Origin of the sequence: Xanthomonas prunicola (assembly GCF_025266575.1) — a bacterium.
Lineage (GTDB): Bacteria > Pseudomonadota > Gammaproteobacteria > Xanthomonadales > Xanthomonadaceae > Xanthomonas > Xanthomonas prunicola.
Genome location: NZ_CP096142.1, coordinates 126,294 through 149,442, shown reverse-complemented (window position 1 = coordinate 149,442; position 23,149 = coordinate 126,294). Strand labels below are relative to the sequence as shown.

Annotated in this window: 16 protein-coding genes and 1 riboswitch; of the genes, 11 read left to right on the top strand and 5 right to left on the bottom strand. The window is 64.2% G+C overall.

Going from position 1 to position 23,149, the window contains the following annotated elements; all coding sequences use genetic code 11:
- Positions 1 to 52: 52 nt before the first annotated feature.
- Positions 53 to 1,021, bottom strand: a complete 969-nt coding sequence (gene trxB / locus M0D43_RS00350; RefSeq protein WP_101364088.1) for a thioredoxin-disulfide reductase — start codon at positions 1,019 to 1,021, stop codon at positions 53 to 55.
- Positions 1,022 to 1,304: 283 nt separating this feature from the next.
- On the opposite strand from trxB, the gene M0D43_RS00345 reads away from it, so the two are divergent.
- From M0D43_RS00345 to lolA, 3 genes are all read left to right on the top strand, one after another.
- Complete coding sequence (locus M0D43_RS00345) at positions 1,305 to 3,662, top strand: DNA translocase FtsK (RefSeq protein WP_260807653.1); 2,358 nt, start codon at positions 1,305 to 1,307, stop codon at positions 3,660 to 3,662.
- A gap of 161 nt (positions 3,663 to 3,823) precedes the next feature.
- A complete protein-coding gene (locus M0D43_RS00340) occupies positions 3,824 to 5,752 on the top strand; it encodes a DUF3857 domain-containing transglutaminase family protein (RefSeq protein WP_260807651.1) in 1,929 nt (642 codons plus the stop codon).
- 64 nt (positions 5,753 to 5,816) lie between these two features.
- Complete coding sequence (lolA, locus tag M0D43_RS00335; protein ID WP_252163103.1) at positions 5,817 to 6,488, top strand: outer membrane lipoprotein periplasmic chaperone LolA; 672 nt, start codon at positions 5,817 to 5,819, stop codon at positions 6,486 to 6,488.
- 119 nt (positions 6,489 to 6,607) lie between these two features.
- On the opposite strand, the gene xopZ is transcribed toward lolA, so the two are convergent.
- Positions 6,608 to 10,774 carry a XopZ family type III secretion system effector gene (gene xopZ / locus M0D43_RS00330; RefSeq protein ID WP_260807650.1) on the bottom strand — a complete coding sequence of 1,389 codons (4,167 nt, stop codon included), beginning with the start codon at positions 10,772 to 10,774 and terminating at the stop codon, positions 6,608 to 6,610.
- Between the two features lie 238 nt (positions 10,775 to 11,012).
- On the opposite strand from xopZ, the gene M0D43_RS00325 reads away from it, so the two are divergent.
- On the top strand, positions 11,013 to 12,386 hold the full coding sequence (locus M0D43_RS00325; protein WP_260807649.1) for a replication-associated recombination protein A: 1,374 nt from the start codon (positions 11,013 to 11,015) through the stop codon (positions 12,384 to 12,386).
- A 2-nt stretch (positions 12,387 to 12,388) separates the two neighbouring features.
- Positions 12,389 to 12,457, top strand: a riboswitch (Fluoride riboswitch).
- Positions 12,458 to 12,566: 109 nt separating this feature from the next.
- Entirely contained in the window at positions 12,567 to 12,968 is a 402-nt protein-coding gene (gene crcB, locus M0D43_RS00320; protein ID WP_101364085.1) for a fluoride efflux transporter CrcB, read from the top strand.
- Positions 12,969 to 13,299: 331 nt separating this feature from the next.
- Here the strand turns inward: crcB and M0D43_RS00315 are convergent, their stop codons facing one another.
- The 3 genes from M0D43_RS00315 to M0D43_RS00305 all read right to left on the bottom strand — a co-directional run bounded on the left by M0D43_RS00315 (position 13,300) and on the right by M0D43_RS00305 (position 17,690).
- Positions 13,300 to 14,505 carry an acetyl-CoA C-acyltransferase gene (locus tag M0D43_RS00315; RefSeq protein ID WP_252163100.1) on the bottom strand — a complete coding sequence of 402 codons (1,206 nt, stop codon included), beginning with the start codon at positions 14,503 to 14,505 and terminating at the stop codon, positions 13,300 to 13,302.
- A 155-nt stretch (positions 14,506 to 14,660) separates the two neighbouring features.
- A complete protein-coding gene (locus tag M0D43_RS00310) occupies positions 14,661 to 17,033 on the bottom strand; it encodes a 3-hydroxyacyl-CoA dehydrogenase/enoyl-CoA hydratase family protein (protein WP_260807648.1) in 2,373 nt (790 codons plus the stop codon).
- Between the two features lie 24 nt (positions 17,034 to 17,057).
- Complete coding sequence (locus tag M0D43_RS00305; RefSeq protein ID WP_101364082.1) at positions 17,058 to 17,690, bottom strand: TetR/AcrR family transcriptional regulator; 633 nt, start codon at positions 17,688 to 17,690, stop codon at positions 17,058 to 17,060.
- A 218-nt stretch (positions 17,691 to 17,908) separates the two neighbouring features.
- Between M0D43_RS00305 and ndk the strand changes: the two genes are divergently transcribed.
- The 6 genes from ndk (at position 17,909) to bamB (ending at position 23,140) form a co-directional block, all read left to right on the top strand.
- Positions 17,909 to 18,334, top strand: coding sequence for a nucleoside-diphosphate kinase (ndk, locus tag M0D43_RS00300; RefSeq protein WP_065467769.1), 426 nt, complete (start codon positions 17,909 to 17,911; stop codon positions 18,332 to 18,334).
- A gap of 18 nt (positions 18,335 to 18,352) precedes the next feature.
- Positions 18,353 to 19,558, top strand: a complete 1,206-nt coding sequence (rlmN, locus tag M0D43_RS00295; RefSeq protein WP_425510628.1) for a dual-specificity RNA methyltransferase RlmN — start codon at positions 18,353 to 18,355, stop codon at positions 19,556 to 19,558.
- A gap of 10 nt (positions 19,559 to 19,568) precedes the next feature.
- Positions 19,569 to 20,357 carry a type IV pilus biogenesis/stability protein PilW gene (gene pilW, locus M0D43_RS00290; protein WP_252165159.1) on the top strand — a complete coding sequence of 263 codons (789 nt, stop codon included), beginning with the start codon at positions 19,569 to 19,571 and terminating at the stop codon, positions 20,355 to 20,357.
- A complete protein-coding gene (locus tag M0D43_RS00285; protein ID WP_252163099.1) occupies positions 20,354 to 21,214 on the top strand; it encodes a helix-turn-helix domain-containing protein in 861 nt (286 codons plus the stop codon). Before pilW ends, M0D43_RS00285 begins: the two co-directional genes overlap by 4 nt.
- 70 nt (positions 21,215 to 21,284) lie before the next feature.
- Entirely contained in the window at positions 21,285 to 21,923 is a 639-nt protein-coding gene (locus M0D43_RS00280) for a YfgM family protein (protein ID WP_252163098.1), read from the top strand.
- Positions 21,923 to 23,140 carry an outer membrane protein assembly factor BamB gene (bamB, locus tag M0D43_RS00275; protein ID WP_260807647.1) on the top strand — a complete coding sequence of 406 codons (1,218 nt, stop codon included), beginning with the start codon at positions 21,923 to 21,925 and terminating at the stop codon, positions 23,138 to 23,140. Before M0D43_RS00280 ends, bamB begins: the two co-directional genes overlap by 1 nt.
- The last annotated feature ends 9 nt before the right edge of the window (positions 23,141 to 23,149 follow it).

Here is a 23,149-nt window from a genome sequence, read left to right as displayed (position 1 = left end):
CGGCCCGCTGGCGATGCTGGCCGCGTGGCGCGGCCGGCAATCAGGCGCCATCTCAGGCGCTCTTGTCGAGGAATCGCTCGGCATCCAGCGCGGCCATGCAGCCAAAGCCAGCCGAGGTGATGGCCTGGCGATAGTGCTGGTCGGCCACGTCGCCGGCGGCGAACACGCCGGCGACCGAGGTTTCGGTCGCCGCGCCATTCAGGCCGGAGCGGATCTCCAGGTAGCCGTTGTTCATCGCCAGCTGGCCATCGAACAGCTGGGTATTGGGGTGGTGGCCGATCGCAACGAAGAAGCCGTGCGCATCGATGTCGCGCGTGCTGCCGTCGAGCGTGGACTTGACCCGCACACCGGTAACGCCGGCATCGTTGCCCAGCACCTCGTCGATCGCGTGGTGCCAGACGGTCTCGATCTTGCCTGCGGCGACCTTGGCGAACAGCTTGTCCTGCATGATCTTTTCCGCACGCAGGGTGTCGCGGCGGTGCACCAGGTAGACCTTGCGGGCGATGTTGGACAGGTATAGCGCCTCTTCGACCGCGGTGTTGCCGCCACCGACCACCACCACGTCCTGGTCCTTGTAGAAGAAGCCGTCGCAGGTGGCGCAGGCAGAGACGCCGCGACCCTTGAAGGCTTCTTCGGTGGGGATGCCCAGATACTTTGCCGTAGCGCCGGTGGCGATGATCAGCGCATCGCAGGTGTACTCGGCGCCGTCGCCAATTAGCCGGAAGGGGCGCTGTGACAGGTCTGCCGTGTGGATGTGGTCGAAGATGACCTCGGTCTCGAAGCGTTCGGCATGCGCCTGCATGCGGTTCATCAGGTCCGGGCCCATGAGGCCATGGGGGTCGCCCGGCCAGTTGTCCACCTCGGTGGTGGTCATCAGCTGGCCGCCTTGCTGCAATCCGGTAATGACCACCGGCTTGAGATTGGCGCGGGCGGCGTAGACCGCGGCGGTCCAGCCGGCCGGGCCGGAGCCCAGGATCAGCAGGCGGGAATGCTTGGCGGGACTGGCAGAAGAGGCGCTCATGTATACTCGCGATCGAGGAATTGGTAGGGCAGGCGAAGTGATTCGCGCCCCTGTGGCGGCATAGAGTGGCGGTCCCCACCCGTTGAATCAAGGCGGCGCGATGGAACTGCTTGAACCGCAGATGGCATGGTCCGCCTCGTCCACGTGCTCGACGCCGCCTTGTGCGGCGTTTTTCGTTGAGCCGCCCGCGACTGGATGGTCGGTGCGCATGCAACTGCTGAAACCGTGGCTTCAGTCGTTTATTATCAACCACTAACAGCATTTTTCTAAGGTCTGGCTACAGGTGGCAAAGCAGGTTCCCGAACGCAGCAGCAAGCCCGCAGAGGGCAAACCGTCGTCGCGCAAGACGGCGGTAGCGGACAATCCGCGGCGGCAGAAGCTCTGGCGCGATCTGGCCTTGATCGCGGTGGCGCCGTTGCTGCTGTATCTGCTGGCCAGCCTGTTCACCTATTCGGCGACCGATCCGGGCTGGTCGCGCACCGGTAATCTGGTTGCGCCCATCCACAACATGGGCGGCCGCTTCGGCGCGCTGGCGGCGGACGTGCTGCTGCAGCTGTTCGGCTATGTGGCCTTCCTGCTTCCGGTACTGTTGGGGGCGGTCGCGTGGATCGCCCTGATCGGCGAGCGCGAGGAGCAGAGCCAGAGCGATCTGGGGCCGGCGCTGCGCCTGGTCGGCATGGTGGGGTTCCTGATTTCCTCGACCGGCTTTTTGCACCTGCGCCTGTTCCGGGGCGAAGTGGCCGAGGCCGGCGGCATCCTGGGGAAGTTGGTCGCCGGCTCGCTCAGCTCCGGCTTCGGTGCCTTGGGCGCCAACCTGTTCGTCCTGGTACTGCTGCTGGTGTCGATCACCCTGGCAACCGGCTTGTCGTGGTTTGCGGTGATGGAGCGCATCGGCAAGTGGGTGCTGGCGCTGGGGCCGCTGATGCAGCGCAAGACCCATCAGGCCACCGAGTGGCAGCAGACCCGGGTGATGCGCGAGGAGCGCGAAGAAGTGCGCAAGGTCGATGCGGTCAAGCAGGCCAAGCGCGAGCCGGTCAAGATCGAGCCGCCGCCGGCACCGGTGGTGGAAAAGAGCGAGCGCGCCAAGCGCGATACCCAGATCCCGATGTTCCAGGGCGTCAGCACCGACGGCTCCGACCTGCCGCCGCTGGCCCTGCTGGACGACCCCAAGCCGCAGGCCAAGGGCTATTCGGAAGAGACGCTGGAGACGCTGTCGCGGCAGATCGAGTTCAAGCTCAAGGATTTCCGCATCGAGGCGCAAGTGGTCGGGGCCTATCCGGGTCCGGTGATCACCCGCTTCGAGATCGAGCCGGCACCGGGCATCAAGGTCAGCCAGATCAGCTCGCTGGACAAGGACATCGCGCGCGGGCTGTCGGTCAAGTCAGTGCGCGTGGTCGACGTGATCCCGGGCAAGTCGGTGATCGGCCTGGAGATCCCCAACGTCAGCCGCGAGATGATCTTCCTGTCCGAGCTGCTGCGCTCCAAGGAATACGACAAGTCGGCCAGCCCGCTGACGCTGGCCCTGGGCAAGGACATCGCCGGTCGGCCGACGGTGGCCGACCTGGCGCGCATGCCGCACTTGCTGGTGGCCGGTACCACCGGCTCGGGCAAGTCGGTGGCGGTCAACGCGATGGTACTGAGCCTGCTGTTCAAGGCCTCGCACAAGGAGCTGCGCATGCTGATGATCGACCCGAAGATGCTCGAACTGAGCGTCTATCAGGGCATCCCGCATCTGCTGGCGCCGGTGGTCACCGACATGAAGGAGGCTGCCAATGGCCTGCGTTGGTGCGTGGCCGAGATGGAGCGCCGCTACAAGCTGATGAGCGCGGTGGGCGTGCGCAACCTGGCCGGCTTCAACAAGAAGGTCAAGGACGCCATCGACGCCGGCCAGCCGATGATGGACCCGCTGTTCAAGCCCAACCCCGAGCTGGGCGAGGCGCCGCGGCCGCTGGAGACGCTGCCGTTCATCGTGATCTTCATCGACGAATTCGCCGACATGATGATGATCGTCGGCAAGAAGGTCGAAGAGCTGATCGCCCGTCTGGCGCAGAAGGCGCGTGCGGCCGGTATCCATCTGATCCTGGCCACGCAGCGGCCGTCGGTGGACGTGATTACCGGCCTGATCAAGGCCAATATCCCGACCCGCGTGGCGTTCCAGGTCAGTTCCAAGATCGACTCGCGTACCATCCTCGACCAATCCGGTGCCGAAGCGCTGCTGGGTAACGGCGACATGCTGTATCTGCCGCCGGGCACCGCATTGCCGGACCGCGTGCATGGCGCCTTCGTCAGCGACGAAGAAGTGCACCGCGTGGTCGAACACCTCAAGGCCAGCGGGCCGGTGTCCTACGTCGAAGGCGTGCTGGACGAAGTGCAGACCATGGGCGATGGCACCGTGGTGGGGGCGACCGGCTTGCCGGAAAGCAGTGGCGGTGGCGGCGACGAATCCGACCCCTTGTACGACGAAGCCTTGCGCATCGTCACCGAGACCCGGCGTGCCTCGATTTCAGGTGTGCAGCGGCGTTTGAAGATCGGCTACAACCGTGCCGCGCGTCTGATCGAAGCGATGGAAGCGGCAGGAGTGGTCAGCCCGCCCGAGCACAACGGCGATCGCACCGTGCTGGCGCCGCCGCCGCCCAAGTAAGTGCCTGCGGTATCGGTGCACGCTGCCACTGGTGCGTTTTCGATTCAGGAACCTCGCCGCGTGCAGCAATGCGGCATTGTTGGAAGTCCGTGCCTGTCATTGCCGGGCACAACGGCTACCCTGTGAGTGAGGGCCGCTCCGGCCTGCCGTGACCGAGACCCATGTTGCATCGTCCCTTGTTGTTGCTCATGCTGTTTCTCTGCGTACCGTTGCTCGCCCAGGCGCAAGCCCAGCAACGGCCCGCGCCCACTGCTGCGGCACGCACGCAGGCCGATACCAACTACAGCTTCGTGCGCTATCGCGCTGATTACGAAGTGCGCGCCGACGCCAGCAGCGTGGAGACCGACGAGTACGAGATCCTGCTCAAGACAAAGTCGGCGGTGGAGCAGTTCAGTCAGGTCCGGCTGAGCTACAGCGAGAAGATGGAAACGCTGGACGTGCTACAGGCGTATACCGTCACAGCCGAAGGGCTGTGCCAGGAGGTGGCGGCCGACAAGATCTACACCCAGGAAAGCTATTCCAGCGCCTCGGCGGCGATGTATGCCGACCGCAAGGTCAAGGTCGTGGTATTCCCGAATCTGGCGCCGGGCGCGCGCATCGTCTACCGGGTGCGGCGGGCGCAGAACACGCCGTATTTCCCCGGCTATTTTAGTTTATGGGAGACCTTCAGCGTGTTCGCGCAGTACGACGATGCGGTCGTCACGCTAGTGGCACCGAAGTCGCTGCCGATGCATCTTTCCACGCGCGGGCTGCAGGGCAGTAACAAGCCGGTAGTGCGTGGCGACCAGGCGCGCTGGGAGTGGCGCTACCAGCGTACCGCGCCGCTGAAAAACCAGAACTGGAGCGCGGCGACCTGGGAGTTCAGCCCCACCTTGATGGCCAGCACCTTCGATAGCTGGTCGCAGATGGGCCTGGCGTATCACGTCAAGGGCGGGCGCGCTGCCGCGGTGACGCCGGCGATCCAGGCGCTGGCCGATGAAGTGACCCGCGGTATCGACGCTCCGCGTGCGCAGGCAGCTGCGCTGTACGCCTGGGTCGCGCGGAATATTCGCTATGTGGCGGTGTATCTGGGCAATGGTGGGCTGGAACCCAACAGCGCCGATAGCATCCTGGCTAACCACTATGGCGATTGCAAAGACCACACCGTGATCCTGGAAGCTCTGCTTGCAGCCAAGGGCATCGCCAGCACGCCGGTGCTGATCGGCGCCGAGGGCGGCCCGACACTGCCTGAAATTCCGGTGCTGGGCCGCTTCAATCACGCCATCACCTACATCCCCGCGTTCGATCTGTATGTCGATTCGACCAACCCGTACGCGCGCTTCGGCCAGCTGCCGGCCGGCGATCTCGGCGCGCCGGTGGTGCATACGCGCGACGGCAAGGTCACGCAGACGCCGCCGAACGACCGCAAGGTCAATCGCTACGTCGCGCGCACCGAATACCGCTTCACGCCCCAGGGCGGCCTGCAGGGCATGACCACGCTCGACAGCGGGCAGACCGGCGAAGTGGGCTTGCGCGCGATGTTCGTGCAGCTCAATGCGCAGAATCGCAACCGGATCGAAGAGTCGATCCTTGCCCAGTCCGGTTTCGACGGCACCGGCGATCTGCTGATCCAGGGCGACCCGCTGGATCTGGATGCGCCATTCAATTATCGCTACAGCTTCCTGGCGAAGGATGCGGTGGATTTTTCGGCGGTCGGCGGCATGACCTTGCCGGACATGCCCGGTGCCGAATCAATCCGCGCGATCTACACCACCACCTCGGCCGAAGACAATCTGACTCCGTTCTACTGCAACGACAGCGTGCGCGAAGAGACCTATGTGGTGGCGTTCCCCAGCACGGTGCCGATCATTGCGATCCCGCGTAGCAGCACCTTTCGCAATGCCGCTGGCGAATACGTGGTCGATTGGACACGTGATGGGCAGACGGTGACCGCCGTGCATCGCCTGCAGCGCGCAGCCGTGCGTGGTCCGCAGGCGTTGTGCCAGCCACAGGATTACCGCGCGTTTCGCGAGTTGTACCAGCAGGTGCGGCGTGGCTTTCGCGGGCAGATCGTGTACGGCGATTTGTCCAAGGTGCAGACCGCGCACTGAGCCGGATCGCCGCGCAAGCGCAGCCATCTGAACATGTCGTGCAATAGCGCTCGCCCATTCATCTATGAAGCATCAGAATCGACGCATGTCCTTTTGGAAGACCGCGATGCATCGCCAGCTCCGTTATGCCGTCCTTGCCACTGCTCTGTTCGCCAGTACCGCCTTTGCCGGTGCGCGCCAGGAGCTGGACACCTTCACGCGTGGCTTGAAGGGGCTGGATGGACAGTTCAGCCAGCGCGTGACCGACGCGAATGGTCGGGTCAAGGAAAATTCAAGCGGGCGGGTTGCGTTGGCAACACCGCACCAGTTCCGTTGGGAATATGCCAAGCCCTACAAGCAGTTGATCGTGGCCGATGGCAAGAAGGTCTGGGTGTTCGACCCCGATCTGGAGCAGGTCACCGTGCGCGCACAAGGCAGCGAAGAACAGAACAGCCCGCTGGTGGCATTGATCGATCCGACGCGTCTGGACAAGCAGTACGACGTCAGCGAAGAAGCCGCGCCGCGCGATGGGCTGCAGTGGTTGTCGTTGACGCCCAAGGTCGACACCGACGCCAGCTTCCAGATGGCCTCGCTGGGGTTCGGCAAGGACGGCCTGGCCAAGATGGAAGTCGTGGATGCAGTCGGCCAGCGCACCGCGATCAGCTTCAGCGGGTGGAAGCGCAACCCCGCATTCGCGGCCGACACTTTCCGTTACACCCCGGGCAAGGGCGTGGATGTGGTGGGCGACGCGCAGTAGATGCGTCTGCGGACGCACGGGATGAAGGCAAGGTGCAACGATCGGTTGTGCCTGCGAGGGGCGCAGCCGTCACCGTGACCTGGCGGAGACCCCACCCCTCGGGGGCCACGCCTGCAGTGCTAGGGGACTGGCTCGTACGGGATCCATTGACCGACCGTCCGCATCGCCTCCGCCGCTTGGTTGGTCTGGCGTTTGACGAAGAAGTCGATGCCACGCTCGCGCTGGCGTTTGCCCTTTTCGCGCAGGATCAGGATGGTCGGTTCCCAGATGCCTGGGTGGCTGATCAGGTCATCGAAGGCGCGATCTGCTTCCACTGCTTGCGCTTCGCATCCGGCGACCCGTAATAGCTGGGCCTGCGCGCGCAATGCGTCCAGACGCGGTGCAGCCTCTGCCTGTAACACCCAGTCGACGATCATCGAGGCGAACTTGTTGTCTTGCATATGGAGGCGGACCCGGTCGACGAAGTCCTGCAATTGGCGCTCGGCCACCATGTAGACCCGCTGGTCGTCGACCTTGCCTTGCAGTTTGGAGATTCCATAGTGCGTCCATAACTGCCAGTTGCGTTTCACTTCGCGTTCGAATGAGGCGAAGTCGAAGAATTCGAAGCCACGATCCGTGCGCACAGGGTCGATTTCGTTGTTGAACATCCACAAGGTGGAGAACGTATTGCTGCCGGCCGAATGCAGTTCTCTGCTATAGCCGAGATCGAGCGTGGCCATGGACAGCCGCGCCACTGGCGTGGGCGGCGCATTGCCAATGCTTGGGTGCGTCCACTGCTGAGCGACGACACTGGCCGATGCGCGGCCTGCGATCTCTACCCTGGATTGCGCGCTCGAATCCTTCAGCACCATCGTCATGTAGCCTTCGATCGGCGTCTGCGAACGGGAGGTTTCCCGCCGCGCTTTTAAGCCGAGCGAAGCCCCCAGGGTGGCCCGACGCGGTCTGCCATCCATGTTTCCCACGCGTACGCCCGCAGCGACGCTGAGGCTGGACTCGGTGGCCGAAGCGTTGCGCTCGGCATGGCCGATCAAGCCAACGGTGATGCTGGGGTGATACGCCAGTAGCTCCCCCAGAAAGTCGCGCTCGGTCGGCTGGCCTGCATCGCCGCCGGATTGCTCGGCGAGCTGCAGCAGATGTTCAAACATGGCCAGGAATTGCGCGCGCTGCTCCAGCTCCTGGCCCTTGCCCCGCCGTGGTACGCGGATCTGCACGCCATGCTCGATGCCCGATTCCTTTTTCATGCGCCACTCGGCTGCGCCCGTGATACCCACCGGTGCGTGTTCGGTGCCCGGCAGCAGCACGCCCGCGCTAATGCCCGTACTGGCGTTGAACTGCCGCGCCTTCTGCCGCCCGATCTGCAGCGACAGCCCGGTCCGCCCCATGTAAATCTCCACCGAGCGATCGGAACTGGTCTGACCGCCCGCGGAGAGTTTCAGTCCCAGGCCGCTGGGGATGATCGCAAGCGCGGCCGATAGCGGCGTCGTATTGAGTCCGATCACACGTTGTTCGGTAATACGCAGCTTGTCGCGCCATTCCAGCCGTTCCATCAGGTTGCGCAGGCATTCGAATAGCGCGCGGGGCGACTTGACGCGGGACGTGTCGCCCTCATGCAGAAAGCGGCTGGCATGACCAACGGCCTGATGAAAGTGGTTGCGTGCGACCGACGCCAGTTCTTCATCCAAGGGCGCTGCACCGATCGGCATGTCGGTCGGCTGTCCGGCGTGGTCAAGCAGGCCGCGTTGGATCAGGCGCAGCGTTTCCGGCAGACGCATGCGGCCTGTGCGTAATGCAACCCAGGCGGACGCGATCGCCGGATGGCACGCCGCCGGCTGCAGATCGTCGCTCTCGCTCGCGGAGGCAGCCACCGAGCGCTGAAGCTCCTGGGCGCGCCGCTCGATCGTGCCCAATACCTTGGCAGTGAAGGTCAGGTCGGTCGCGTTCTGCTCGTGTGGTAGCCAGTGCGCGTATTCCGACAGCGCCTGCATCGCCAGCTCGTCCTGCGACGGCATTCGCCCGCCCGCCAGCTGGATCTGGCGGCGCGCGACGAGCCAGCTGGTCAAGTGGCCGGCCGCCTCGCGAAAAGCATCGTTGGCACGCCGCACAGCGGTGGGAAGCGCTTCGGAGGCGCCGACCTTCATTCCCAGTGCGAGCGCGTTGAAGGGGTTGAGGTCGCTATTGCCCCGCCTTCTGCTGCCTGCTACCGCCCATTGCGCAAACATCTGCAGGCATGCGTTGACGCGCGCATAGGGTGAACCTGCCCGGGTGGTTTCGTAGCCATTGCGGAACGCATGAAATGCGCCGCGCTGGGCAGCGGTTGCAGACTGCAGGCCCTGCAGCGGCGAAGCGCCGTGCACGGCATGGCGCGCTCCCATTTGCGCATCGCCCAGCCAGGTGCGTTCAGCCTGTTCTGCGTCCGGCGTCAGTGCAAGCCGGTGGCTGGCACGCAGATGGACCTGCGCCGCCTCCAACCATTCCCTGGAGGCAGGCGTGGGTTCTTCGCGCAGCATGTGCGAAAGCACCTGCATGCCGCGCGGCACGCTCGCCAGCAGGCCGACGCAGGCGGTGACGGTCTCCATCGGCGGTACCGCCTCGGCAGCGATGGAGACCTGCGGCGGCGGAATCAGCTCACGCATCTGCAAGACGCTCAGACGTTGCAGTGCGTTGGCCGCCGCCGTGGCATCGCCCCCGCTGGCGATCGATAAGGCCTGCAGGGCGATGCGCAACGCGTCGACCGGCTGCAGGGCCTCGGTCCCGAACGCAGCGCTGCGACCATGCAGGCCATCAGCCCAGACGCGCAGAACCTGTCGACTCACGGGGTCGAGCGTTTCCTCGCGAAAGCCGGGAAGGACATCGAGCAGTGTCTGCATGGTGTCGGCGACGATATCGGAAGCTGCGGGCCGGGCCTCATCTACCGGCAGCTGCGCGGCTGCATGTTCCACTACGCGCTGCATGTCGCCGTCCGCTGCTTCCAGCACGCTGACCGTCTGTTCCTGCTGCCACAACGCCTCGGTGTTGATTCGCGACGAATGCCGCGCCTGCTCCAGTTTTGCGTCGACCTGGGCTAGGCGCGCCTGTAGGCGCCGCGTATTCCGCCGGCAGCGCTCGGCATGCGTGCGTTGCAGGGTCAGCATCTTCTCGTCGTACCCAAGTCGTGTGCGCAGTGCCTCGATTTCTCGGTCTTGCTCTGCAGCGAGTTCCGACGCAAGCGTGCGGGACGCCGGCCTGTTGGCAGAGCTGCTTGCTGGATCTGACCGCAACGCATCGCGCGCTTGTGCATAGGCGCTCCGTAATTGATCGATCTCCGCATTAGTATCCGCAAGTGCTTGCTCTGCTTGTGCTGCCTGTGCCGAGCCGCGGCGGAAAAACACCGTTTTGGCCAGCGCATCGCCGCGCGCGCGCGCATCCTGCACTGCGTGTTCGAGCCGAGTGCAGACGCGCTGCAGGTGTGAGGGATCCTCGCCCTGATGCGCGTTGGCCGAGGATGGCGCCGCGCGCGCTACGACAGCGCGCGATTGCCGAACGCCTGGTAACGCGTTCAATGCGGCGCGCGCGGAGACGATGTTCGACTCGAGATCGTGTATCGCGGCCGACACTGCATCAGCTCGCACATTGCATGCTTGCAGCTGCTGCAGCAGTTCGGCGCGTTCACGCGTCAGTACATTGATGCTGTCGCTGAGATTGGCGGCGCGCCGGGCTCTCAATGCCAACTGCTCGCGTGCAGCGTGTAGCGTTTGTGTATGCGCGTACTTCAATTCGGCTTGGCGACGCCGGGAGATCCCTGCGGCCAGGTCGTGGTTGGATTGCTCAAGGCGTGCTATCAGCGCTCCATTGAGATCCTGGGTGGCATTCGCCAGCAGCGGGGATGCGTGCGGATCAAGGGCGACATTGGCGCTGCGATCCGATGGATCGGCTGGTCTGTCACGCTCGTACTGCAACGAGGAATAGCGCAGCAGGCGCGCGTGCGGTTCTGGCGCACCACTGCTGAGGCCCAATCGCTCTGCGGCCTTCCTGCAGGACCGCGGGAGAGCGTGTTTGCGTTTGGGAGCGGCTTTCAATCCGGGCTCGACGACGCTTGCCTGTCTGGCTTGCTCACACAGCGTCTCTGACCAACCCAGCGGATCTTCCTGTGCCTGGATCAGTTCCGCCTCGAACGCGCGTGGGTCGGGGGTCGCCAATTTGTTATGCGTCTGCCGCTTCGCTGAAGGTTTGGATGGATGCGAGATGGTCTCGGCCAGCCCCGGAAGGCAAGCGGCGATGACAGAGGGACGAAGCGGAATGCGGGGCATGGTGGGATCCGTACGCTGAACGTGCCGCTTGCGCTGGCGCAGCTGGCGGCCGGTGCGGGGTGCCGGCAAGCGATTGCATGTGGTCACTCGTTACTTAGTAACATTATTGCGCTGCGCGTTTTAGGCATTGCACCTGCGCGAAGTGGTCGCTTGGAAAGAGAACCCCAGCATTTCTGCCAGCGATGGCCGAACACCGCATTGTGGAACGTCCCGCCGACAGAGGCGGTAGAATAAAGAGGTGAGCAAAGCCAAACGTCCCGACTCGATCACGCCGGATCTGCTGCATGTTGATCGCAGCGCCATGGGGCCGTTAGCAGAGCGCATGCGCCCACGTACCCTGGACGAGATGGTCGGGCAGAAACGCTTGCTTGCGCCCGATAGCGCCTTGCGGCGCGCGGTTGAATCCGGGCGCGTGCATTCGATGATCCTGTGGGGCCCGCCGGGCTGCGGCAAGACCACGCTCGCCTTGCTGCTGGCGCACTACGCGGACGCCGAATTCAAGGCGATTTCTGCGGTGTTGTCCGGATTGCCCGATGTGCGCCAGGTGCTGGCCGAGGCCGCGCAGCGGTTCGCCAGCGGCCGCCGCACCGTGCTGTTCGTCGACGAGGTGCATCGCTTCAACAAGGCGCAGCAAGATGCCTTTTTGCCGCATATCGAGCGCGGCACCATCCTGTTCGTCGGTGCGACCACCGAGAATCCATCCTTCGAATTGAACTCTGCGTTGCTGTCGCGCTGCCGCGTGCATGTGCTGGAAGGCGTGTCGCCGCAGGACATCGTCGAAGTCTTGCAACGGGCCTTGCACGATGCCGAGCGCGGCTTGGGCCAGGAGACGATCCAGGTCAGTGAAGCATCGCTGCTGGAAATCGCCAGCGCCGCCGACGGCGATGTACGCCGGGCACTGACGCTATTGGAAATTGCTGCGGAACTGGCGACGGGCGAGGGCGGCGAGATCACACCGCGAACGCTGCTTCAGGTGCTGGCCGACCGCACGCGCCGCTTCGACAAGAACGGCGAGCAGTTCTACGACCAGATTTCGGCGTTGCATAAATCCGTACGCAGTTCCAACCCGGATGCAGCGCTTTACTGGTTGACGCGCATGCTCGATGGTGGCTGCGACCCGGCGTATCTGGCGCGGCGGCTGACCCGCATGGCGATCGAGGATATTGGCTTGGCCGATCCGCGCGCGCAGAGCATGGCGCTGGAGGCCTGGGACATCTACGAGCGTCTCGGCAGTCCGGAAGGCGAGCTGGCCTTCGCGCAGCTGGTGCTGTACCTGGCCAGCACCGCCAAATCCAACGCTGGCTATGCGGCGTTCAATCAGGCCAAGGCCGAAGTGCGTGCCAGCGGCACGCAAGAGGTGCCGCTGCATCTACGCAATGCGCCGACCAAGCTGATGAAGACGCTGGGTTACGGCCAGGACTATCAGTACGATCATGATGCCGAGGGCGGCATCGCGCTGGATCAGACCGGCTTCCCGGATGCGATGGGCGAGCGCGTGTACTACAACCCGGTGCCGCGCGGGATGGAGATCAAGCTGAAAGAAAAGCTGGATCGGCTGCGCGAGGCACGCGCGCAGGCACGGGCTGACAAGGCCGGCAAGCCCACGGCATAATCGCCCGCACAGGAGATGGCACTCCTCCTTGAACCGCACGCACTCTGCGCGCTGATGATGCCTGCCACCCCCGCCGGGGCGGCAGGTCCGTGCCCCGGCATCGCTTCTTGACTCAGGATGGATGACGCCGATGTCGCACGCTATTTCTTCGAAGACTCTCCCCGATACCGGGGTACACGCATGAACGCACCGGTGTGGTGGCAACAGCTGCTGCTGGCGATGACGGGCGGCGCGCTGGGTTCCGGCCTGCGTTTCGCGATTGGTGCATCGTTGGTCCAGCGCTTCGGTACCGGTTTTCCGTGGGGAACGCTGACGGTCAACCTGGTCGGTTCATTCGTCGCGGGTGTGTTGCTGGTCTGGCTGGATGCGCGCGGGCCATCGAGCTGGCCGCTGCGGGCCTTGTTGATCGTCGGCGTGATCGGCGGACTGACCACGTTCTCGTCGCTGATGATGGAATGCCTGGTGTTTTCGCGCACCGATCGGTCCACGATGATCGGCGTGTATCTGGCAGTGACGCTGGTGGCCGGGCTGGTGCTGGTGTTTGCGGGTGCGCGGACAGGCCAGTGGCTGGTGGCGCGCTAGGCATTGGCCTTTGTTTAGGTGCTGAAGGTTGCCGGCGAAGGCTTCCGGGCTGCGCATTGCGTGCGGCGGTTATCACGGACTGTGCAGCATTGCTGGCGCGGCGGTTCCCATGATGCAGCCGAGCGCTGCGGTCGCTAAAAAGAGCGCAGCAAGGTGCAAGCGGCGCACCCACCGCAGATGTGGACTGGTGCAAGCGATTCCGCTCGCAGCGCACCTCCCGCCGACGATGGGTTGCAGTTGGGCATAAAGAAGGCGTGCTTGCGCACGCCTTCGGTCGCTGCTGATCGCGTTCGCGAGATCGACACTTTGGCCGATCTCGTCAAACCCGTGCCTACAGCGCTTCGATGATGCCCGCCGCGCCCATGCCGGTGCCGATGCACATGGTGACCATGCCGTACTTTTGTTGACGACGGCGCAGGCCATGCACCAGGGTGGCGGCACGGATCGCGCCGGTCGCGCCGAGTGGGTGGCCGAGTGCGATGGCGCCACCCAGCGGGTTGACCTTGGACGGATCCAGCTCGCTGTCGCGGATGACCGCCAAGGCCTGCGCGGCGAAGGCTTCGTTGAGCTCGATCCAGTCGATCTGGTCCTTGGTCAGGCCGGCCTGCTTGAGCGCCTTGGGAATCGCCGCGATCGGGCCGATCCCCATCACCTCCGGACGCACGCCGGCCACCGAGAAGCTGACAAAGCGCGCCAGCGGGGTCAGCCCGTAATCCTTGATCGCCTGCTCGGAGGCCAGCAGCACCGCACCGGCGCCGTCGCTCATCTGCGAGGAGTTGCCGGCGGTGACGCTGCCACCGAACTGGCCGTTGCGGAACACCGGGCGCAGCTTGGCCAGGCCTTCAAGCGAGCTGTCCGGACGCGGGCCTTCGTCGGTATCGACCAGGCGCTTGCGCAGCGCGATCACATTGCCGGCCAGGTCGGGTTGATGCGAGTGGATTTCGTACGGGGTGATCTCGTCGCGGAACTCGCCGGCGGCAATGGCGGCGATCGCCTTCTGGTGCGAGGCCAGTGCGAAGGCATCCTGATCCTCGCGCGACACCTTCCACTCTTCTGCGACCTTCTCGGCGGTAATACCCATGCCGTAGGCAATGGCCACATGGTCGTCGGCGAACACGTTGGGCGACATCGCAACCTTGTTGCCCATCATCGGCACCATCGACATCGACTCGGTACCGCCGGCCAGCATCAGGTCGGCATTGCCCAGACGGATCTGGTCGGCGGCCATCGCCACGGCCTGGATGCCGGACGAACAGAAACGATTGACGGTCTGGCCGGCCACGCTGTTGGGCAGGCCGGCGAGCAGCACGCCAATGCGCGCCACGTTCATGCCTTGCTCGCCCTCGGGCATCGCGCAGCCGATGATGGCATCGTCGATCCGCGACAGATCGATGCCCGGCGCCTGCGCGACCACTGCGCGCAACACGTGCGCCAGCATGTCGTCGGGACGGGTATTGCGGAACACGCCCTTCGGCGCCTTGCCGACCGGCGTACGGGTGGCGGCGACGATGTAGGCTTCTTGAATCTGCTTGCTCATGGCTATCTCCGGTAGCCGGGAATCGAGAATGGGGAATCGGGAATCGCAACTGCGGATTCGCCTGAGTTCGCCATCTTCATCGCCCGGCAGAATAAATGGGAGAAGCGGGGAGTCGGTTGGGCTTTTACCCATTCCCGATTCTCCACTTCCGATTCTCAGTTCCTGAGTGGCTTACCCGTCTTGAGCATGTGCCCGATCCGCGCCTGGGTCTTTTCCTGCTGGGCCAGTTCGACGAAGTGCTTGCGCTCGAGCTTGAGCAGCCATTCTTCGTCCACCAGCGCGCCGCGATCGACTTCGCCGCCGCAGACGACCGTGGCGATGCGGGTGGCGATTTCGTAGTCGTATTCGCTGATGAAGCGGCCTTCCAGCATGTTGACCAGCAGCATCTTGAAGGTGGCGATGCCGACGTCGCCGGCGACCTGGATGCGGCGTGCCGGCAGCGGGGCGCGGTAGCCGCCTTCGGCCAGCGCACGCGCTTCGGCCTTGGCGATGTGCAGTGCCTCGTAGCTGTTGAAGACGATCTTGTCGGTGGTGCGCAGCAGACCCAGCTCCTGGGCGTTGACTGCCGAGTTGGAGACCTTGGCCATCGCGACGGTTTCGAAGGTCTTCTTCAGTTCGGCGAACACATCGCCGCCCGGACCTGCAGCCACCGAGGCCCGCGCCGCGATCTCCTTCAGGCCGCCACCGGCCGGCAGCAGACCGACGCCGGCTTCGACCAGGCCGATATAGCTTTCCAGCGAGGCCACGGTCTTGGCGCTATGCATCTGGAACTCGCAACCGCCGCCCAGCGCCAGGCCGCGCACGGCCGAAATCACCGGCACCTGCGCATACTTGATGCGCTGGCTGGTGGCCTGGAAGTTGGCGACCAGCGCTTCGAACGCGTCCACCTTGCCGGCCTGCAGCAGACCCAGCGCGCCGGCCAGATCGGCACCGGCGGAGAAAGGCTCCTTCTGCTGCCAGATCACCAGGCCGGCGAAGTCCTTCTCGGCGCGTCCGACGACTTCCTGCAACCCGTTGAGCACGTGGTCGGACACGGTGTTCATCTTGGTCTTGAAGCTGACCACGGCGATGTCGTCGCCGTCATGCCACATGCGCACGCCGTCGTTTTCGAACACCGTTTCGCCCGGCGAGAACTGCTCGCCCAGCAGCGGATCGGGGAAGCGCTGGCGCTTGTACACCGGCAGCGCCGAGCGCGCCAGCTTGGCGTCGCGCGCCGGGCTGTACGAGCCTTCGGCCGCATGCACGCCATCGCGGCCGTCGAACACCCAGTTCGGCAACGGCGCGCTGCTCATGCTCTTGCCGTTGGAGATATCTTCGGCAATCCACTGCGCCACCTGCTTCCAGCCGGCGGCCTGCCAGGTTTCGAACGGGCCGAGCGACCAGCCGTAGCCCCAGCGGATCGCCAGGTCCACATCGCGCGCGGTCTCGGCGATATCGGCCAGGTGATAGGCGCTGTAGTGGAACAGGTCGCGGAACGTGGCCCACAGGAACTGCGCCTGCGGGTGCTGGCTTTCGCGTAGCTTGGCGAACTTTTCGGCCGGGGTCTTGATCTTGAGGATCTCGACCACCTCGGGTGCGGCAGTGCGATCGGCGGCGCGGTAATCCTGCTTTTCCAGATCCAGCACCACGATGTCCTTGCCCACCTTGCGGAAGATGCCGGCGCCGACCTTCTGGCCCAGCGCACCCTTGGCGATCAGCGCATCCAGCCACTTGGGCGACTTGAAATACTGGTGCCACGGGTCGTCCGGCAGGGTGTCGCCCATGGTCTTGATCACGTGCGCCATGGTGTCCAGGCCCACCACGTCGGAGGTACGGTAGGTCGCCGACTTCGGGCGCCCGACCAGTGGGCCGGTCAGGCCGTCCACTTCATCGAACCCCAGTCCGAATTCCTGAGTGTGATGGATGGTAGACAGGATCGAGAACACGCCGATGCGGTTGCCGATGAAGTTGGGCGTGTCCTTGGCGTACACCACGCCCTTGCCGAGCGTGGTCACCAGGAAGGCTTCGAGACCTTCGAGCACGGCCTTGTCGGTGCCCTTGGCCGGGATCAGCTCGGCCAGGTGCATGTAGCGCGGGGGGTTGAAGAAATGCACGCCGCAGAAGCGATGGCGCAATTGCTCCGGCAGTACGTCGGAGAGCTTGTTGATGCCAAGGCCGGACGTGTTGGACGCCAGCACCGCATGCTCGGACACGAACGGCGCGATCTTCTTGTACAGGTCCTGCTTCCAGTCCATCCGCTCGGCGATCGCCTCGATGATCAGGTCGCAGTCGCGCAGCTGTTCCAGGCCGCTCTCGTAGTTGGCCGGTGTGATCGCATCGGCGAGTGCCTTGCTGGCGAGCGGTGCGGGGCTGAGCTTGCCGAGATTGACAATCGCCTTGAGCACGATGCCGTCGGCGGGACCTTCCTTGGCAGGCAGGTCGAACAGCACGGTGTCGACACCGGCATTGGTGAGGTGCGCGGCGATCTGCGCGCCCATGACGCCGGCACCGAGCACGGCGGCACGACGGACTAGCAACGGATTGGACATAGCGATAAGCCTCTTGTGGAACGTTTACGGTGTGGAATGAGCACGGAAACCGGGTTCGGCGAAACGAATGAGTTCGCGCGCGGCGCGCGCACGGTGGTCGGCCTCGCTGACGCCCGGCGGACGCTTGATGAGACCGAAATCGGCCATGGCATAGGTCAGCGCACCGGCGAGGAAGTCCAGGCGCCAATACAGCTCTTCCTTGCTCAGGCCCGGTACGCAGCCGGCGATGGCCTTGCCGAATTCGCGCAAGACATGGCCGTAGTGGTCGGATAGGAACTTGCGCAAGTTGTCGTTCTTTTCGGCATAGGCGCGTGCGATCACACGTACGAAGGCGCCGCCGTTCTGGCGGTCCTGCGCCATTGCCAGCGCCGGCTCGACGAAAGCTGCGAGCACAGCCGTGAGCTCGCCGGGCTGCGACTTCTTCGCCGCTTCCAGCTGCTGCAATCGCGCCGTGGTCATCTCGTCCATGCGCCGGCGAAACACCTCGTTGACCAGGTTTTCCTTGGAGCCGAAGTGGTAATTGACCGCCGCGATGTTGACGTCGGCCTGGGTGGTGAGCTGGCGCAGCGAGGTGCCGGCGAACCCGTGCTGGGCGAACAGCTCCTCGGCCGCACCGAGAATGCGGTCTTTCGTGGAGAAGTGGGCGGGCTTGGGCATGCGCAGGGACAAGGCTCAATCAAACGATTGTTTGAGTCTACGGGCTCAATTGCCGGCAGGTCATGTCGCAATGCAGCACGATTCAGGGGGCGGTGTGCAAACGGATCTGCGACGGGATAGAATTGACCATCGCAAAGAAGCCTAAGCCCGCGTTTTGACGCGGGTTTTTTTCATGATAACCTCGGGCCTTCAGTGGCCCGCCCAACGGAGAATTCCCAATGGCGCTGGAGCGCACCCTGTCCATCATCAAGCCCGATGCCGTCGCCAAGAACGTCATCGGCGAAATCTATAGCCGCTTCGAGAAGGCCGGCCTGAAAGTCGTGGCCGCCAAGTACAAGCAGCTGTCGCGCCGCGAAGCCGAAGGCTTCTACGCCGTGCACCGTGAGCGTCCGTTCTTCAACGCGCTGGTCGAGTTCATGATCTCCGGCCCGGTGATGATTCAGGCGCTGGAAGGCGAGAACGCCGTTGCTGCACACCGTGACCTGCTGGGCGCGACCAATCCCAAGGACGCTGCGCCGGGCACCATCCGCGCCGACTTCGCCGATTCGATCGATGCCAATGCCGCTCACGGCTCGGATTCGGTCGAGAACGCTGCCAACGAAGTCGCGTATTTCTTTGCTGTCACCGAAGTGGTCTCGCGCTGAGGCCGAGAGAGTCGAATCGTGAATGAGGTCGTGATCCCCTCCGTGTTGCAGGACATTCCCGTCCGCACTTCGGAACCGTGCAAGCAGAACCTGCTCGACCTCGATCGCGAGGGTCTGGAGCGCTTCTTCGCCGACACGCTCGGCGAGGCGCGTTACCGTGCCCATCAGGTGATGAAGTGGATTCACCATCGCTACGTCACCGATTTCGACCAGATGACCGACCTCGGCAAGGCACTGCGGGCGAAGTTGCACCAGCACGCCGAGGTCCTCGTCCCGAATGTCGTATTCGACAAGCCTTCGACCGACGGCACCCACAAATGGCTACTGGCCATGGGCGCCGACGGCAAGAACGCCATCGAAACCGTGTATATCCCCGACAAGGGCCGCGGCACGCTGTGCGTGTCCTCCCAGGTCGGCTGCGGCTTGAACTGCACCTTTTGCTCAACCGCCACCCAGGGCTTCAACCGCAACCTCACCACTGCCGAAATCATCGGGCAGGTCTGGGTCGCTGCGCGCCATCTGGGTAACGTGCCGCACCAGCAGCGCCGCCTCACCAATGTGGTGATGATGGGCATGGGCGAGCCGTTGATGAATTTCGACAATGTCGTGCGCGCGATGAGTGTGATGCGCGACGATCTGGGCTACGGCCTGGCCAGCAAGCGGGTGACGTTGTCGACCTCCGGCCTGGTGCCGATGATCGACCGGCTCTCCACCGAAAGCGACGTCTCGCTGGCCGTGTCGTTACATGCGGCCAACGACGCGTTGCGCGAAAGCCTGGTGCCGTTGAACAAGAAGTACCCGATCGCCGAGTTGATGGAGTCGTGCGCGCGTTATCTGCGCGGCAGCAAGAAACGCGACTCGGTGACGTTCGAATACACCTTGATGAAGGGCATCAACGACCAGCCGGAGCATGCGCGCCAGCTGGCGAGACTGATGCGTCAGTTCGATAATGCGGTGCAGTCCAAGGACGCCGGCAAGGTCAATCTGATTCCGTTCAATCCGTTCCCGGGCACGCGCTATGAGCGTTCGGGCGAGACGGAAATTCGCGCGTTCCAGAAAATCCTGCTCGATGCGCAGGTGCTGACGATGGTTCGCCGCACCCGTGGCGACGACATCGACGCCGCATGCGGGCAGCTCAAGGGGCAGGTCATGGACCGTACCCGTCGCCAGGCGGAGTTCCGCCGCACATTGGAAGGGCAGGGCGATCGAGATGCGGCAGCGTGAACTCGCGTTAATGGCGGCTGTGGCGATCGCCCTGTGTGCGGTCGGCTGCGGTGGGCGTAATGCCAAGGCAGGGTCGGTCAAGACCGTGGAAGAGGTCTCGCCGGTGTATTCATTCCGCGATAGCTCTGAGACCAAGAGCCGTCTGGCGGTGCAGGAGAAACTCGGCCTCGCCCGTAATCGTCTGCAGACCGGCGATTACGCCAGCGCCGAAGAACAGGTGCGTGCTGCCCTGAAAAAAGACGCGCAATCGGTGGATGCCATCGGCTTGCTGGCGCTGATTCAGGGTGCCAAGGGCGAGACAGCAGCTGCTGGTGCGTCGTACCGGCGCGCTGCGGAACTCGCGCCGCAGCGCGGCGACGTGCTGAACAACTACGGCGCCTGGTTGTGTGCCAATGGGGCGCCAGCTGAGGCGTTGACCTGGTTCGATCGTGCATTGGCTGATCGCACGTACGCGTCTCCCGCGTCTGCACTGGGAAATGCTGGCGGGTGCGCGATCAAGGCGGGGCAGCCCGAACGAGCTGCGGGTGATCTGCGCAAAGCGCTCGATCTAGATCCGGATAATCCGTATGCGCTCGAATCAATGGCGCGCCTGGAAGCGGGGCGTCGCAATTATTTCGAAGCCCGCGCTTTTATCGAACGACGTCTTTCGGCTGCACCGGCAACTGCTTCCGTGTTACAACTCGCCATTCAGATTGAGCAAGGGCTAGGCGACAAGGTAGCTGCCGGCCGTTACCAACAGCGGTTGGTCAAGGAATTCCCTGACGCAGCGACCGCTACTCCCGGGGCCAATGCATTGTGATCAGTGATTCCAACCCGAACCTTTTCGAGCAGGAAAAGGGCTGCGGACAGCATTTGCGCGAAGCGCGCGAGGCGGCAGGTCTGAGCGTGGACGAGGTGGCCGGCAAGCTACGCATGCCGTCGCATGTGGTGCGTTCGTTGGAGCAGGAGGACTGGCAGCGTCTGGGCGCGCCCGTGTTCGTGCGCGGGCAACTGCGCAGCTATGCGCGCTTGCTGCAGGTCGACCTGGAGCCGCTCATGCAGCAGGCGACCATCGCGCCGATCGAACCGGTCAAGCTGGTCAGTCACACGCATACGCCACGTGCGCGGCGCATTCTCGAAAGTACCGCGCGTAAGGCCATGTACGTGGTCATTACTGGTGTGTTCGCGGTGCCGGTCTGGTATGCGACGCGCTCGCATCTGGATGGCAAGGCGCCAAGCACGGTGTCGTTGGACAGCATGCCGGAGGCTGCGAAGTCCGCTGCGCCCGGCACTCGTGCAACGCAGCCGGCTCCTGTGCCGCGTGAGCAGCCCGCGCCGTATATCGCATCGATGACCCCGGTGCCACGTGCCGCCGCCGACGCCCAGGTGCCTGCTGCGGCAGCTGCCCCGGGCGGCAATTTGTCGTTGAATTTCAGCGGCGACAGTTGGGTGCAGATCCTGGCGCCGGACGGCACTGCGGTCGAAAAGGCACTGGTACGTGCCGGCGAACGTCGCACGTATTCGCCGGGTCAGGTGGGTCGCATCGTGCTCGGCAATGCGTCGGCGGTACAGGTTCAGCAAGGCGGCAGTATTGTCGATGTGAAACCGTTCCAGCGCGCTAACGTTGCCCGTTTTGCGGTATCCTCCGACGGCTCCGTGGTACCTGCTTCCGAGTGAAGCGGACTGCGGTTTTTCATTTATTCCTTTTGATGTTCCGCGCCTCCGGGATGACGGAGCGAGAGTACGCATGGCGATCGACGATCTGCTGGACGAACACGAACAAGGCGAACGCGTTCGTTCCTGGTTGAGAAACAATGGCGCGGGTCTGGTGGGCGGCGTCCTGGTTGGACTGGCTCTGATCCTGGGTTGGCAGTGGTGGCAGAAGCACACCAACACCGAGTTGGTCGAGGCCAATACCCGCTACGAGGCGGTGGTCAAGTCGATCCAGGCCAAAGACCTGGACAAGGCAGCCAAGGACATCGTGGCGCTGGACGACGGCAAGGGTGGCATTTACGCCGAACTGGCAGCGCTACGCCTGGCCAAGGCGCAAGTCGATGCCGGCAAGAACGCTGAAGCAATCAAGACATTGCGTGAGGTGCCGGCCGAAGGCGAGCTCAAGCAGATCGTGCAGCAGCGCCTGGCGCGCGTGCTGACCGAAAGCGGCAAGCCGGACGAAGCGATCAAGCTGCTGGCCGATGCGCAGGACCACGCCAGCCTGGAGATCCGCGCCGACGCGTTGGTGGCGCAGGGCAAGCCGGATGAAGCGCGTGCGTTGTATACCAAGGCCCTGACCACGGTGGATGTGGCTTCGCCGCAGCGCCGGTTGCTGGAAACCAAGCTGATGGATGTGGGCGGCAAAGTGCCCGATCCGGCGGAGCAGATTTGATGAAGCAGGTTGATATGTATAAGCGCGTTGCGTTGATTGCCGTGATGGGTCTGTCGCTGGCTGGCTGCAGCACCGTCAAGGGTTGGTTTGCCGGGAAGGACGCTGCTGCCAAGAAGGCGCAGGAACCTGCCGAGCTGGTGAAGTTCGAGCCGTCGGTCAAGGTCGAGAAGATCTGGTCCACCGGCGTTGGCAAGGGTGAAGGGCATATCGGCGTACGTCAGCGCCCGGCCGTGGCCGATGGCAAGGTGTATGCAGCGGCGATTACCGGTGGCGTGCAGGCACTGGACCTGCAGACCGGCAAGCGCGTGTGGGAATACAAGCCCAAGAAAGAAGAACGCAACGACCGCAAGTTCAAGCAGCGCCTGTCCGGCGGTCCCGGGGTCGGCGAAGGCTTGGTGGTCATCGGTAGCCTGTCCGGCGATGTGATCGCGTTGAACCAGGCTGACGGCACTGAAAAGTGGCGTGCCAAGGTACCCAATGAAGTCATCGCCGCGCCGGCCATCGCGCAGAATTTGGTCCTGGTGCGCAGCAACGACGGTCGCGTGACCGCGTTCGATGCGGCTAGCGGCGAGCGTCGCTGGTTCCATGCCGAAGAAGGTCCGACCTTGTCGGTGCGCGGTAACGCGCCGATCGTTACTGGCCCGGGCGTGGTGTTCGTGGGCAACGACAGTGGAACCTTGAGTGCGCTGGCGCTACAGGACGGTCGCCCGCTGTGGGAGCAGGCCATCGGCGTGCCGGAAGGTCGTACCGAGCTGGAGCGCATGTCCGACGTCGACGGCGCGCCTGTGTTGGATGGCACCACGCTGTATGCAACCAGCTTCAAGAACGAAACTCTCGCACTGGAAGGCCCGAGCGGACGCCCGCTGTGGACGCGCGATCACGGTGGCGCCGGCGGCGTCGGTGTGTCGTCGGCCGTCGTGGTTGTATCGGACAACGCGGGTTCTGTGTGGGGTCTGGACAAGAGCAGCGGTGCGGCGATGTGGTCGCAGGCTGCCTTGGCACGTCGTTCGCTGACCGGCGTGGCCATCCAGGGTGATTACGCCGTGGTCGGCGATTACAAGGGCTACCTGCACTGGCTGAAACTCAGCGACGGTGCGTTGGCCGCGCGCGCGCGCGCTGGACGCGACACGCTGCTGGCGCAGCCGCAGGTCGTTGATGGCATCTTGCTGGTACAAAACACCGACGGCGATCTCACCGCCTTCCGGTTGGCACAATAAGGACCTTGC